Source organism: Pseudomonas sp. B16(2017) (genome assembly GCF_002113205.1).
In the GTDB taxonomy this organism is placed as follows: Bacteria; Pseudomonadota; Gammaproteobacteria; order Pseudomonadales; family Pseudomonadaceae; genus Aquipseudomonas; species Aquipseudomonas pharyngis.
Map to the genome: position 1 here is coordinate 274693 of NZ_NEKA01000007.1, position 14609 is coordinate 289301.

Here is a 14609-nt window from a genome sequence, read left to right on the forward strand (position 1 = left end):
CGATCGGCTCACCGTGTTTATAGAATTGAACAGGAGTTTCACATGGCGAAGAAACCCAAGGCTGCCACCTTCATCAAAGACCCGCTCTGGTACAAGGATGCGGTCATCTATCAGGTTCACGTCAAATCCTTTTTCGACTCGAATAACGACGGGATCGGCGACTTTCCCGGCCTGATCGCCAAACTCGATTACATCGCGGATCTTGGCGTCAACACCATCTGGCTGTTGCCGTTCTACCCTTCGCCACGCCGCGACGACGGTTACGACATCGCCGAATACCGGGGCGTCCACAGCGATTACGGGACGATGGCCGACGCCAAACGGTTTATTGCCGAAGCACACAAGCGTGGCCTGCGGGTGATCACCGAGCTGGTTATCAACCACACCTCCGATCAGCACCCGTGGTTCCAGCGAGCGCGCAAGGCCAAGCCAGGCTCGGCGGCGCGGGACTTCTACGTGTGGTCGGATGACGACCAGAAATACGACGGCACCCGGATCATTTTTCTCGACACCGAAAAGTCCAACTGGACCTGGGACCCGGTGGCGGGCCAATACTTCTGGCACCGCTTCTATTCACACCAGCCGGATCTGAATTTCGATAACCCGCAAGTCATGAAAGCCGTGCTGTCGGTCATGCGCTACTGGCTGGACATGGGCATCGACGGCCTGCGCCTGGATGCGATTCCGTACCTGATCGAGCGCGATGGCACCAACAACGAAAACCTCCCGGAAACCCACGACGTTCTCAAGCAGATCCGCGCCGAGATTGACGCCAATTACCCCGATCGCATGCTGCTGGCCGAAGCCAACCAATGGCCCGAAGACACCCAGCTGTATTTTGGTGATACCGACGCCGAGGGCGTGAATGGCGACGAATGCCACATGGCGTTCCACTTTCCGCTGATGCCGCGCATGTACATGGCGCTGGCCCAGGAAGATCGCTTTCCGATCACCGACATCCTGCGTCAAACCCCGGAGATCCCGGCCAACTGCCAATGGGCGATCTTCCTGCGCAACCACGATGAACTGACGCTGGAGATGGTCACCGATAAGGAACGCGACTACCTGTGGAATTACTACGCGGCCGACCGTCGCGCACGGATCAACCTCGGCATCCGCCGGCGTCTGGCGCCGTTGATGGAACGTGACCGCCGCCGCATCGAACTGCTCAACAGCCTGCTGCTGTCGATGCCCGGCACGCCGACCCTGTATTACGGCGATGAGATCGGCATGGGCGACAACATTTACCTCGGCGACCGCGACGGCGTACGTACGCCGATGCAATGGTCGATCGACCGCAACGGCGGCTTCTCTCGCGCCGACCCGGCCAGTCTGGTGTTGCCGCCGATCATGGACCCGCAATACGGCTATCAGTCGGTCAACGTCGAAACCCAGGCCGGCGATCCGCATTCGCTGCTGAACTGGACCCGACGCCTGCTGACCGTGCGCAAGCAATCCAAGGCGTTCGGTCGTGGCACCTTGAAGATGTTGTCGCCGGCCAACCGTCGCGTTCTGGCCTACACCCGCGAATACACCGGGCCGGACGGCAAGCACGAAATCATTCTTTGCGTAGCCAACGTGTCACGCAGTGCACAAGCGGTGGAACTCGACCTGTCGGCTTACGTCGGCATGGTGCCGGTGGAAATGCTCGGTGGTAACGCGTTCCCGCCCATCGGCCAGTTGAGTTTCCTGCTGACCCTGCCGCCCTACGGTTTCTACTGGTTCGGTCTGGCGGCGGAAAACCAGATGCCGAGCTGGCACGTTGAACCGGCGCAGAGCCTGCCGGACTTCACCACGTTGGTGCTGAAAAAACGCATGGAAGAACTGCTCGAAGCGCCGTCCCGCGCCACCCTCGAACAGGCGATCCTGCCGAACTGGCTGCAGAACCGTCGCTGGTTCGCCGGCAAGGACGCCGCCATCGATCAGGTGAAACTGGCCTACGGCGTGCGCTTCGGCGATGCGCAGCATCCGGTGTTGTTCAGCGAAATCGAAGTGCAGAGCGGCGGGCAGACCAGCCGTTATCAATTGCCGTTCGGCTTCATTGCCGAAGATCAGGTCGGGCCGGCATTGCCGCAACAACTGGCCCTGGCCCGAGTGCGCCGGGTTCGCCAGGTCGGCTTGATTACTGATGCCTTCAGCCTTGAAGCATTTGTTCGCGCGGTGCTGCAAGGTATGCAGGGCGGTACGGTGCTGGAGTCCAGTGATGGCGAGATCCGTTTCGAGGCGACGCCGCAACTGGAAAAACTCGGCCTCGGCGCGGAATCCGAAGTGCGCTATCTGTCCGCCGAGCAATCCAACAGCTCGGTGGTGATCGGCAACAGTCTGGTGCTCAAGCTGATCCGCAAAGTCGCTTCCGGCGTACACCCGGAACTGGAGATGAGCGCTTACCTGACCGCGGCCGGATTTGCCAATATCTCACCGCTGCTCGGCTCGGTGATTCGTCGGGACGGGAAGGGCGAAGACAATCTGTTGATGATTGCACAGGGCTATCTGAGCAATCAGGGCGACGCCTGGGAATGGACGCAGAACAACCTCGAACGTGCACTGCGCGACGAACTGGCCGACGCCGTGTCCGAGCAGGCGCAGCACTACAACGCCTTGGGTGAGCTGAAGGATTTCGCCGGGATGCTCGGCCAGCGTCTGGGGGAAATGCATCTGGTATTGGCAGCGCCGAGCGACAACAAGGACTTCGCGCCGCAAGTCAGTTCGGCCAAGGATGCGCAGACGAGCGGCAAGGATGTCGCGGCGCAGGTCGAGCATGCGCTGAAGCTGCTCAAACAGCATCAGGGCGAGCTCGATGCGGCGGATCAGAAGCTGGTCGCTCGTTTGCTCGACAACAAGAAAACCATCCTTGCCCACGTGCAGGAACTGGCCAAGCAATCCGCCGGCGGTCTGCGGATTCGTGTACACGGCGACCTGCATTTGGGACAAGTGCTGGTAATCAAGGGCGATGCCTACCTGATCGACTTCGAAGGTGAACCGGCGCGGCCACTGGCCGAACGCCGAGGCAAGCACAGTCCGTACAAGGACGTCAGCGGGGTGCTGCGCTCCTTCGACTATGCCGCGGCCATGGCGCTGAATGTGCACAACGTCGACAACAGCCCCGAGGCCGAAGCCGCGCGTCGGCGGGTCACGGAGCGTTACCTGCGTGAAGCCCGGGAAGCATTTCTCCAGGCATATCGCCAAGCGGCAGCTAGTCTTGATCATGCCTGGCAAGATCCTGAAGGTGCCGACGCCGCACTGGCGTTGTTCGGTCTGGAGAAAGCGGCCTACGAAGTGGCCTATGAAGCCGAAAATCGCCCCACCTGGCTGCCCGTGCCGCTGCACGGTCTGTATGGGTTATTGACGGGGCTCAAACCCTTTTCCGATCTTGGTGGAGAGTAGTCATGAGTTTCTCGAACAGGGAACAGGGTCACGCTAAAGAAAGATTGCTGCCCACTGCAAAAGACATTGATGCTTTAGTGCGCGCAGAACACCACGACCCGTTTTCCATTCTTGGCCCCCACGGCGATGGCGCCGGCGGGCAGTTTATCCGGGCGTATCTGCCCGGCGCGTTGAGTGTTTCCGTTGTCGATAAAAACAGTGGCGAAGAACTCGGTCCGCTGGAGGCTACCGAAACGCCGGGGCTGTTTGTCGGGCATTTCGAGGGCGCACGGCCGTACCTGTTGCGCACCCGCTGGGCCGGTGGCGAGCAGGTCGCGGAAGATCCCTACAGCTTTGGCCAATTGCTCGGTGAAATGGACTTGTATCTGTTCGCCGAGGGCAATCACCGCGACCTCAGCAGTTGCCTCGGCGCACAGTTGAAAACCGTCGATGGCGTCGACGGTGTGCGCTTTGCCGTGTGGGCACCGAATGCCCGCCGGGTGTCGGTGGTCGGTGACTTCAACGTTTGGGACGGGCGGCGGCATCCGATGCGCTTGCGGCATCCGTCTGGCGTGTGGGAATTGTTCATTCCGCGCCTGCAGGCGGGCGAACTGTACAAGTACGAAATCCTCGGCGCCCACGGCATCCTGCCGCTGAAGGCCGACCCGATGGCACTGGCCACCAGCCTGCCGCCGGACACTGCGTCAAAAGTCGCCGCACCGTTGCAGATCGACTGGCAGGATCAGGACTGGATGAACGGCCGCCACGAGCGTCAGCAGCACAGCGCGCCGCTGTCGATCTATGAATTGCACGCCGGATCCTGGCAGTGCGAACTCGATGATCTGGGCGAAGTGGCGCGCCAATACACCTGGCCAGAACTGGCCGAACGACTGATTCCTTACGTGAAGGAACTGGGTTTCACCCACATCGAATTGATGCCGATCATGGAGCACCCGTTCGGCGGTTCGTGGGGCTATCAGTTGCTGTCGCAGTTCGCTCCCAGTGCGCGATACGGCACGCCCGAGCAGTTCGGCGATTTCGTCAATGCCTGCCATCAGGCCGGCATCGGTGTGATTCTCGACTGGGTGCCGGCGCATTTCCCCACCGATACCCACGGTCTGGCGCAGTTCGATGGCACGGCGTTGTATGAGTACGGCAATCCGCAAGAAGGTTTTCATCAGGACTGGGACACGCTGATCTACAACCTGGGCCGCACCGAAGTGCACGGCTACATGCTGGCATCGGCGTTGCACTGGCTCAAGCATTTCCATATCGACGGGCTGCGGGTCGATGCGGTGGCGTCGATGCTCTATCGCGATTATTCGCGCAAGGCCGGCGAGTGGGTGCCGAACCGTCATGGCGGTCGCGAGAACCTGGAAGCCATCGATTTCCTGCGGCACTTGAACGACGTGGTGGCACTGGAAGCGCCGGGCGCGCTGGTGATCGCCGAAGAGTCCACGGCGTGGCCGGGCGTCAGCCAGAGCACCCAGCAGGGCGGGCTCGGTTTCGCTTACAAATGGAACATGGGCTGGATGCACGATTCGCTGCATTACATTCAGCAGGATCCGGTTTACCGCGCCCATCATCACAACGAACTGAGTTTCGGCCTGGTCTACGCCTGGTCCGAGCGCTTCATCCTGCCGATTTCCCACGATGAAGTGGTGCACGGCAAGCATTCGCTGATCGACAAGATGCCCGGCGACCGCTGGCAGAAATTCGCCAACCTGCGCGCCTACCTGAGCTTCATGTGGACCCATCCGGGCAAGAAGTTGCTGTTCATGGGCTGCGAGTTCGGTCAGTGGCGCGAATGGAACCACGACCAGCAGTTGGACTGGTATCTGCTGCAATATTCGGAACACCAAGGCGTGCAGAAACTGGTCGGCGACCTCAACCGGCTCTACCGCGAAGAGCCGGCGCTGCACGAGCAAGACGATGCGCCGCAAGGCTTTCAGTGGTTGATCGGCGACGATGCGATCAACAGCGTTTACGCCTGGTTGCGCTGGAGCAAGGACGGCACGCCTGTGCTGGTGGTGGCCAACTTCACCCCGGTGCCGCGCCAGTCGTACCGGGTCGGTGTGCCGTTTGCCGGGCGCTGGAAGGAATTGCTCAACAGTGATGCCGACACCTACGCCGGTTCCAACTATGGCAATGGTGGCGGGGCGTTCACCGAAGAGGTCGCCAGTCATGGGCAAGCGTTGTCGCTGGAGCTGAATCTGCCGCCGCTCGCGGTGTTGATCCTTAAACCCGAGGCCTGATCCCACGCTCCGTACTGATCGTTCCCACGCTCCGCGTGGGAACGATCATACGGGTGCTCACCAGCGCATCCGGATCCCCAGGCTGCCAATCAACCCGTTCAGGTCGTTGTCGTCCACGTCGCTGCTGTAATCGGCGCTGACGTACAGGCTGACCGTCGGTGTCATTCTCGCCACCAGCCCCAGTCCGACTTCCACGGTCGAGGATTTGCGGCTGCTGCTGATCTTGTCCACCTGATCCAGCGTCACCGTGTTGCCGGTATACACCGTGTGCCACAGGTTCGTGCGCACGTAGGGTTCGACCGGCAAGCCGTTCAGGTCATAGCTACCTTTCAAGCGCGCACCGACTCGGCCGCTCCACGATGAAATGTCGCTGGAAGACGCATTGCCCGAGCCCGCATAGGGTGTGTCCAGGGTGATGCGCTGGTTGATCAATTGCGCCTGCGGTTCAACCACCCAGTTTTCACCCAGACCGATCGGGAATCCGCCTTCCACCGACAGCGTCATCGCGCTGCCTTCGGTGGCCAGGCGTGCGCCTTGCTCGTTACGGCTGAAACCGCTGACCCGGCCGCCACTGGCCGACAGATCGACGTGCCAGCCTTGTGGGCCAATCAGGCTGTAGTAAGCGCCCAGGCTCTGGCCTTGCAGGTTGAGGGTGTCGGTGGTCGGGTCGGCGAGGGCGCGGCTGGTGATCAGGCCGTTGCCATTGCCCCTGATCTGATTCACACCGCCGATCAGGCCGACTTGCTGGGTGTGCCCACTGCTGCTTTTCAAGGTCAGCACGGCGGGCCCCTTGAAGTCGCCGGTGCCGGGTGTGGCGAAGCCCGGGCTGAGGACGTCGGTTTGCGCCTGACGGGACGTCGGACCGTAAAGCTGCTCCCAGGCCGAGGGGGCGAGGTCTTCGGTAATCAGGTTTGTACCGCGCAGGTCCGGCTGTGGGCTGAGCCGTTGCGGGCCCGGAGTCACGACCGTGGCGGGGAGGGTCATGACGGGAATGTCCTGGCGATACCAGGGTGTTGCTTCGTCCGCCACAGGACCCGCCTGCGCCTCCATGGACGAGCACAGCAAGATAGAACTTGAAACGGTGCAAAAGGTAACTTTGATCTCTTGTGAGGTGAGTGAGGTTTTCATGGAGGTCTACCTTGCTAGCGCATGCAGTATCTCGCCTTGGCGTCTCTCCTACCCCGAACGAGGGGCGACCGAATGGAGCGTGGCGAATCCGTGGCCGCCCGTTTTTGACGAGTGACCTGGGGTTCGCCCCGAGTAGTGTTTCCGGGGGTAGTAAGGTAGAGCTAAGAAGACCCGAGCCGCTGCGTCAAGAAATTGAACGATGAGCGGTCGAGTCAAAACAGGTGATGCAAGTTTTTGTTTTTGCGTATTTATCTAAGTTCTTGTTTGTAGGGCTAATCGCTGTGGAAGCCGCGAGGCAGAGACTTTTTGCAACCGACAGTCGGTCTGCGAAACCGGGCCTGGCGACTAATTTCGCATCGTTGCGTATGTAAGGACAGCTGTCAGTATCGCGCTATAAATGCACTTCAACCGCCAGCGGCAAATGATCCGAAAGATGCGTCCACGGTTTGTTGCCGAGGATCTGCGGGTCGTGGCTGCTGGCATTGCGCAGGTAGATCCGATCCAGTCGCAGCAACGGGAAGCGCGCGGGATAGGTCTTGGCCGGGCGGCCGTGATGGCGTTCGAAGGCTTCGTGCAGGTAGTCGCGGCGGGCGAGGGCGACGTTACCCTGCAACTGCCAGTCATTGAAGTCGCCGGCGATGATCACTGGCGCATTGTCGGGCAGCGATTCGAGCAACTGACAAAGCAGCTGCAACTGCAATTGCCGATGGCTTTCGAGCAGGCTCAGGTGTACGCAGATGGCATGCACTTCGGCATGCCCCGGCACATCCAGTACGCAGTGCAACAGCCCGCGCCGTTCCGGGCCGGTGATCGAGACGTCGAGATTGCGGTATTCGCGGATCGGGTATTTCGACAACAGGGCGTTGCCGTGATGGCCATCGGGATAGACCGCATTGCGGCCGTAGGCAAAGTCACTCCACATGCTGTCGGCGAGGAATTCGTACTGCGAGGTCTGCGGCCATTCGTGGTAGCGGCTGGAATGCCGCTCGTGTTCGCCCACCACTTCCTGCAGAAACACCAGATCGGCCGAGGTGCTGCGCACCGCTTCACGCAGCTCCGGAAGGATGAAACGTCGATTGAGCGCGGTGAAACCCTTGTGCGTATTGACCGTCAGCACCCGCAGGCGATGGATGGCGGACGGGGTGGAAGTCTGCGCGTCGACGACATGACGCTTGGGATCGCTGGACACGTTCACTCCTCTGAATCATGACTGCCTGTTCATGCGACTGATCCGGGCGCGGGCAGTTCACTTTGACTGGCTGCCCGCGCCCGATGGACAGTCAATCGACGAAGACGATCTCGTAGGGCAGGCGCATGCGCTCCAGAATTGACTTGGGCAGCAGCGGCGCGATTCCGATCGCCGGTTCGCCATTGAGCTGGCTGGCGTAGGCATGGGTGGCGTGGCTCTTGCGTGCGACGGTCCAGGTGTCGAGGCGCAGCTTGCGCGCGCGATGCCACGGAATCTGTCCCTGATCGCGTTCCGGCCAGTGCCAGGCCCAGACCGGCACGTCGTGGTAAGTGGCGCCGACCTGTTGCGCCGCTTTGGCGCTCGCCCGGCCGACCACTTCATGATCGGCGGTGCCATCTTCGCACCAGGTGCTGAAGACCACATCACCGGGGCGCAGGTAGCGGGCGATGAAATCGGTCAGTTGGGTTTCCTGGTCGAGCAGGGCCTTGTCGGTAAAACCGCCGCGCACCCATTTCAGGCTGTGCATCGGCAAACCGAGGCGGCGCAGGGCTTCGACGCTTTCCTGCGGGCGGAAAACGCTCAGGCGTTTTTCCGACCACTGGCGCGAGCCCGGATGACTGGCGCTGCCATCGGTGATCGACAGCAGTTGCAAGGGATGTCCGAGGCTGGAAAGCAGTTGCAGCAAACCGCCGCAGGTCACCACTTCATCGCCGGGGTGCGGGGCGATGACCACGGCGCGGGCGCCGGGTGGCACCAAAGTGTGGGTATTGATGACGGGAATGTTGTCGAGCTGCGGGGCGCTGTTCCAGATCTGCGCCGGCAGACCGCTCTCGCTGAGGGATAACGGTTTCATGAGTGATACGTCCTTGTTGTGTCTCGCCCTCAGTCGCACAAGCGCCGGTCTCCAGGCGTGTTCGACCCGTGAAGGCTGGTGGATAGCCCTGCAGCGCTCCGAACCCTGGATTGCTGCGCAGCAGAGTATTGCTCAAGACGGGCGGTTCGTCGCGTCACAGATCAATCTGATCCGCTTTTTTTTATTCAGTCTGTGCCAACTGTCGCAGATAGTCGCCAAAACCACCGCGTGCGCGGCTGTCCAGACGGGCGCTGGTAATGACCTGCGGCCGATGGCTCCAGGCGATGCTGGCCCCTGAACGTTCGAGCTGACGCACCAGCTGCACGTCTTCATCGCAGGACAACGGCTCGAAGCCGCCGGCGCGGACGTAGGCTTGTGCGCTGACACCCAGATTGGCGCCATGGATGTGCCGGTGACCCTCACAGGGCTGGTAATGACCGTGATAACGAATCTGCGCTGCTTCATCGAACCCGTCATGCCAACGCTCGACCGTCACCGTGCCGCACACGGCATCGGTGCCCAGCCCCAGTTGCGCCACCAGCCAATCCTCCGCGACGCGGCTGTCGGCGTCGGAGCAGGAAATCCAGCGCGCACCGCGCTCAAGCAATTGCTGCGCACCGATGGCCCGCGCCTGGCCGACATTGCGCGCTTCGATGCTCAAAGCTTGCACCGGGTATTGGCTGACGATGTGCGCCGAACGATCGGTGCAACTGTCCAGAACCACCAGAATTTCCACTGGCTCACCCGCCAGCATGGGATGTCCGCCAGCCCGCAGTGCGGCGTGCAGGCAGTCATCGAGCCACTCTTCTTCGTTGTGTGCCGGGATCAGGATGCCAATCATCGCAAACCCTCCAGCGCGGCCACCGAACGCGGTTCGCGGCTCCAGACTTCCAGCAGGAAATCCGCTTCCTGATGCAGGACCAGTCGTGGCATGTGCAGCTGTTCGTGAATCAGGTCATGGACCTGGCGAGCATTGAGCGGGCAGCCATCGATGGGCGGGCGCCAGTGACAGGCCAGCAATTGACCGTCTGCCGTCAACGAATCGCTGATGCGACGGATGACCTCTGTCAGATCCTGTCGATCAAGGTAGTAGCCGATTTCGCTGAATACGATCAGGTCGAATTTTTCCTCAGGCCAGTCAACAGGAAGGCGACCCTGCCGCACCTCGGCGTGGTCGAACAGGCTCAGCCGGGTACGCGCCAGATTCACCGCGGCGGCGCTTGTATCGCAGCACAACAGTCGATCACAGCGTTCGGCCAGCGCGGCACTCAGTTCACCGTTGGCGCAACCCGGTTCGAAGATCGCGCGGTAATGCGGGCGGGGCAGTGCCGCCAGGGTCACCAGGCGTTTACGCTGCTCGTACCAGCGCTGGCGAAATCCCCAAGGGTCGTTATTGCCGGCGAACAGGCCTTCGAAGTAACGATCCTCGACGCTCATAGAAAGACCACCTCGAACGGTTGCAGCAAACGGTCGATGACATAGGGCGCGAGCACCGGTGGCAGTCCCGCGTCGGGATCACCCTCCAACTGACTGGCGAAGGCATGCACTGCGTGACGCTTGCGCGCGACCTGCGCCGGGTTCAGCAGAATCTTGCGCGCCCGCTCCCAGGGCACGATGGCGTCTTCCGGCGTCGCCCAGTGCCAGGTCCAGACCGGCAGTTCGTGGCAAATTGCACCCACACGGCGCGCCGCCTCGATGCTGGCACGGCCGACAGCCTCATGGTCGCTGTGGCCGTCTTCGCGCCAGGTGGTGAAGATCACGTCGTCGGGTTGCAAGTAGCGGGTCAAGTAGTCACACAGCATCGACTCGCGCGCGGCGACCTGAGTGTCGGGGAATCCGCCGCGCAGCCATTGCACCTGATGCATGGGCAGGCCGAGGCGACGCAGGGCCTCGGCGGACTCCTGCGGGCGCACCACGCTCAGGCGCTCCACCGGCCAGCGCTCCGAGCCAGGGTGACTGGCGCTGCCATCGGTGACCGAAATCAGTTGCAGGGTGCGGCCCGCCGCGGCGAGCTGTTGCAACAGCCCGCCGCAACCGAGCACTTCATCATCCGGGTGCGGCGCGATCACCACGGCCCGCGACCCCGGCGGAACCAGGTCGAGAATGTCGATGCTCTCCACCGCTGCCAGATGACGCGAGCCCTGCCACTCATGCAAGGAGGTTCCTTCACCGATGATCGGATTGCGCTTCATAGGGCCCAACCCTCGCGCGGTTGCTGCGCAGCCAGTTGGCCCAGTACTGCCAGATCCCGTTCGGCATGGCTCTGGCGCAGATACACCGGCAGGTCGGCCGCCAGGCGGGCAAAGTGCAGGTCCTTGCAGAACGGCCCGGCGCCAAGTGCCCGGCCAGTCTCGCGCATGACCTGTGCAGCGGCGTCCTCGACCACGGCACGCACACGCCGGGCCAACAACTCGGCGTCGGCTCCGGGATTGCTGTCGATGTCCAGGGCACTGACGCGCAGCACCTGTGCGGCGCCGTGCAGCGCGCTGTCGACGGCGCCGAGACTGGCCAGTGCGTGAGGGTCCTCACGCCGCGCACAGTCTTGGCGCAAGCGTTCGCCGATCGCCCTCGCGGCGCCGTACCAGCACGCGGCGATCCCGATCCCGCCGTGCCAGAAACCCGGACGTTGCAGGTAGTCGCCAGGATCGCCGATCGCCTGCGCCTCGACCTCATCGAACAGCACCTCGACGCTGCCGGTGGCGGCCATGCCGACCGCTTGCCAGCCTTGATCGGTGACGGTCACCCCCGGTTGGTCGAGGGCCACGGCTACCAGTTGCTGATGATCGTCCTCATCCCACGCCGTCAGCAGGGCATGACTGAGCACTGCCGCCCCGGAGCACCAGGCCTTGCGTCCATTCAGCCGCACCATTTGCCCCGAACGGCTGACCCGAACCCGCGCCTGCGGTGGTTCGGCTGCCCACATGCCCCACGTGCTGCCGGGCGTCGGCGAGCCACCGAGTTGTTCGATGATTGCCAACGCATCGGTATGGCCTTCGTAGAGTTTGCACAGCCCCAGATCGTGCCCACCGACCTCGGACAGCCGTTGCCAGCGCTCCAGCGTACGACCGCTGCCGGGTAACGGCAGGCGATCGAGGCCGGCCTCGACCAGTTGCCGCAGACACAGGCCGAGGGCGGCAGTGTCGCGGTAGTCCGGCGCGTGCCGTGAGAGATAGGCGGACAAGTTCATGTCAGTCCTCTTCATCACGTTGCAGTTCAAACAGCAGCAGCGAGCGTCCGGTGACCGAGTACTCATGACCGAACTCAAAACGCTCCTGGCCACGGATCGATGGCTGGTTGGTATCGATCATGCACGTCCAGAAACTGCCTTCAGGCACTTCCGGCAAGGTGAAGTTGACGATGTCGTGATGGGCGTTGACCACCAGCAGCAACGTGGCGTCGCCACCCTTGCGGCGGATCCCGGTTTCCTGGGCACGGCCGTCAAGCAACATGCCCATGCAGCGATTCTGCGCGTCATGCCAGTGTTCGGTGGTCATTTCCGTGGCGTCCGGCGCGAGCCAGGTCACGTCCTTGACGCCGATGTCCTCGTTGTATTCGCCGACCAGGAACCGCCCGCGTCGCAGGATCGGATACGCCAGGCGCAACTTGATCAGGCGTTTGACGAATTTCAGCAGCGCTTTGCCGTCCTCGCTCAGGTCCCAGTTGACCCAGCCGATTTCGCTGTCCTGGCAGTAGGCATTGTTGTTGCCGTCCTGGGTACGAGCGAATTCGTCACCGGCCACCAGCATCGGCGTGCCTTGGGACAGCAACAGGGTGGCGAAGAAATTGCGCATCTGCCGGTGGCGCAGCGCATTGATTTCCGGGTCGTCGGTGGGGCCTTCGACGCCGTGGTTCCAGGACAGGTTGTTGTTGCTGCCATCCTGATTGTTTTCGTCGTTGGCCTCATTGTGCTTGTCGTTGTACGACACCAGATCGTTGAGAGTGAAACCGTCGTGGGCGGTAACGAAATTCACCGACGAATAAGGCCGGCGACCGCGCTGGTTGAACATTTCCCCGGAGGCGGTCATGCGGCTGGCGAAATCGGCGAGCTGGCCGTCGTCGCCTTTCCAGAACGCCCGCACGGTGTCGCGGAACTTGTCGTTCCACTCGACCCAGCCCGGCGGGAAATTGCCGACCTGATAACCGCCGGGGCCACAGTCCCAAGGCTCGGCGATCATTTTTACCTGACGCAGCACCGGATCCTGGCGGCAGGCCACGAGGAAACTGTGCCGTTCATCAAAGCCGTCGTGATAGCGACCGAGGATGGTCGCCAGGTCGAAGCGGAAGCCATCGACATGCATTTCACTGGCCCAGTAGCGCAGCGAGTCGGTGACCATTTGCAGCACGCACGGGTGGCTCAGGTCGAGAGTATTACCGGTGCCGGAATCGTTGATGTAGAAGCGTTTGTCGTCCGGCATCAGGCGATAGTACGAGGCGTTGTCGATCCCGCGCATCGACAGGGTCGGGCCTTGCTCGTTGCCTTCGGCGGTGTGGTTGTAGACCACGTCGAGAATCACTTCGAGATTGGCGTCGTGCAGGTGCGCGACCATCTCCTTGAATTCGGCAATCTTGCCGCTGGCCAGATAGCGCGGGTCCGGGGCGAAGAACGCGATGCTGTTGTAACCCCAGTAATTGGTCATGCCCTTGTGCAGCAAGTGCTGGTCATTGACGAAGGCATGGATCGGCAACAGTTCGACGGTCGACACCCCGAGTTTGCGGATGTGCTCCAGCACATCGTCGACCATCAACCCGGCAAACGTGCCGCGCACATTCTCCGGCACCGAAGGGTGGCGCATGCTGATGCCGCGCACGTGGGTCTCGTAAATGATGGTCTTGTCCCACGGCACGCTGACGCGATGGTCGTGGCCCCAGGTGTGCGCCGGGTCGATGACCTTGCACTTGGGGACGAAGGGCGCGCTGTCGCGCTCGTCGAAACTGAGGTCGGCGTCCGGGTGGCCGATGGTGTAGCCGAACAGTGCTTCGGACCATTTCAATTCGCCCACCAATTGCTTGGCATAGGGGTCGATCAGCAACTTGTTGTGGTTGAAGCGGTGGCCGTTGGCCGGGTCGTAGGGTCCGTAGACCCGGTAGCCGTAGATCAGGCCCGGATGTGCATCGGGCAGATAGCCGTGGTAGATCTCGTCGGTGTATTCCGGCAGCTCGATGCGCTCGAGCTCAACTTCGCCGGCGTCGTCGAAAATGCACAGTTCGACCCGGGTGGCGTTGGCGGAGAACAGCGCGAAGTTCACCCCCAGACCATCCCAGGTCGCGCCGAGCGGGAAGGGCAGGCCTTCACGGATGCGCGAGGGTTCGGCGTGCGCGGCGGGCTCGGCTTTCTTTGGACGGGTCATAGGTGCTCCTGCAAAAAATCGGGGGGTAGGTGTTTTTCGAGGACGAGCGAGCCCTCGGTGGCGAGCGAACCCGCCACACGGTTATTCAAATCAATGGTTCGGGGGGCGTCAGACCGCAGGCGGCTTGCGCGGCGCGCGGGGCTTTTTCTCGGTGGCTTTTTCGCCCGGAGGAATCACTTTGGCAGCACCGGCGGGCTTGGCCTTCGTCGTGGTGGCTGTCTTGGGTTTGGCAGCTGTCCCTTTGCCGTCGAGCGCTTTGCTGGTGGCGGTCTTGCCGGCGGTTTTACTGCCGGCGGCTTTTGGCGATTTTTTCGGCGCCAATGCCTCGGCTTCGGCCAGTTTGCGCGCCATCTCCCAGTGGCGGGCGTCCTGGCCCTCGGGTTTACCTTCGGATTCCCAGATCTGATAGGCGAATTCGCGGATGCGTTTATCGTCGGTACTCATCGCAATGCTCCTGAACTGAACTCATGCTG

11 protein-coding genes are annotated in these 14609 nt (G+C 62.1%); 2 read left to right on the forward strand and 9 right to left on the reverse strand.

Annotated elements, in window-relative coordinates; genetic code table 11:
* Positions 1–42: 42 nt before the first annotated feature.
* Together treS and glgB are read left to right on the forward strand one after the other, a co-directional pair.
* On the forward strand, positions 43–3384 hold the full coding sequence (gene treS / locus CAG25_RS14760; protein WP_085611719.1) for a maltose alpha-D-glucosyltransferase: 3342 nt from the start codon (positions 43–45) through the stop codon (positions 3382–3384).
* A 2-nt stretch (positions 3385–3386) separates the two neighbouring features.
* A complete protein-coding gene (gene glgB, locus CAG25_RS14765) occupies positions 3387–5618 on the forward strand; it encodes a 1,4-alpha-glucan branching protein GlgB (protein ID WP_085611718.1) in 2232 nt (743 codons plus the stop codon).
* A 57-nt stretch (positions 5619–5675) separates the two neighbouring features.
* Here the strand turns inward: glgB and CAG25_RS14770 are convergent, their stop codons facing one another.
* The 9 genes from CAG25_RS14770 to CAG25_RS14810 form a co-directional block, all read right to left on the reverse strand.
* The gene (locus CAG25_RS14770; protein ID WP_085611717.1) at positions 5676–6746 is read right to left on the reverse strand and encodes an autotransporter outer membrane beta-barrel domain-containing protein; all 1071 of its coding nucleotides are present in this window, start codon (positions 6744–6746) and stop codon (positions 5676–5678) included.
* A gap of 391 nt (positions 6747–7137) precedes the next feature.
* A complete protein-coding gene (locus tag CAG25_RS14775) occupies positions 7138–7935 on the reverse strand; it encodes an endonuclease/exonuclease/phosphatase family protein (protein WP_085611931.1) in 798 nt (265 codons plus the stop codon).
* 91 nt (positions 7936–8026) lie between these two features.
* The gene (locus tag CAG25_RS14780) at positions 8027–8788 is read right to left on the reverse strand and encodes a PIG-L deacetylase family protein (protein ID WP_085611716.1); all 762 of its coding nucleotides are present in this window, start codon (positions 8786–8788) and stop codon (positions 8027–8029) included.
* Between the two features lie 181 nt (positions 8789–8969).
* A complete protein-coding gene (locus CAG25_RS14785) occupies positions 8970–9629 on the reverse strand; it encodes a glycosyltransferase family 2 protein (protein ID WP_085611715.1) in 660 nt (219 codons plus the stop codon).
* The gene (locus tag CAG25_RS14790) at positions 9626–10225 is read right to left on the reverse strand and encodes a class I SAM-dependent methyltransferase (protein WP_085611714.1); all 600 of its coding nucleotides are present in this window, start codon (positions 10223–10225) and stop codon (positions 9626–9628) included. The genes CAG25_RS14785 and CAG25_RS14790 overlap by 4 nt, the downstream gene beginning before the upstream one ends.
* Positions 10222–10980, reverse strand: coding sequence for a PIG-L deacetylase family protein (locus CAG25_RS14795; RefSeq protein WP_085611713.1), 759 nt, complete (start codon positions 10978–10980; stop codon positions 10222–10224). Before CAG25_RS14795 ends, CAG25_RS14790 begins: the two co-directional genes overlap by 4 nt.
* The gene (locus CAG25_RS14800) at positions 10977–11975 is read right to left on the reverse strand and encodes an acyl-CoA dehydrogenase family protein (protein ID WP_085611712.1); all 999 of its coding nucleotides are present in this window, start codon (positions 11973–11975) and stop codon (positions 10977–10979) included. Before CAG25_RS14800 ends, CAG25_RS14795 begins: the two co-directional genes overlap by 4 nt.
* Before the next feature lies 1 nt (position 11976).
* Complete coding sequence (gene glgX, locus CAG25_RS14805; RefSeq protein WP_085611711.1) at positions 11977–14136, reverse strand: glycogen debranching protein GlgX; 2160 nt, start codon at positions 14134–14136, stop codon at positions 11977–11979.
* A gap of 108 nt (positions 14137–14244) precedes the next feature.
* Positions 14245–14580 (reverse strand): DUF2934 domain-containing protein, encoded by a 336-nt coding sequence (locus tag CAG25_RS14810; protein WP_085611710.1) that lies wholly within the window; start codon positions 14578–14580, stop codon positions 14245–14247.
* Positions 14581–14609 lie beyond the last annotated feature (29 nt).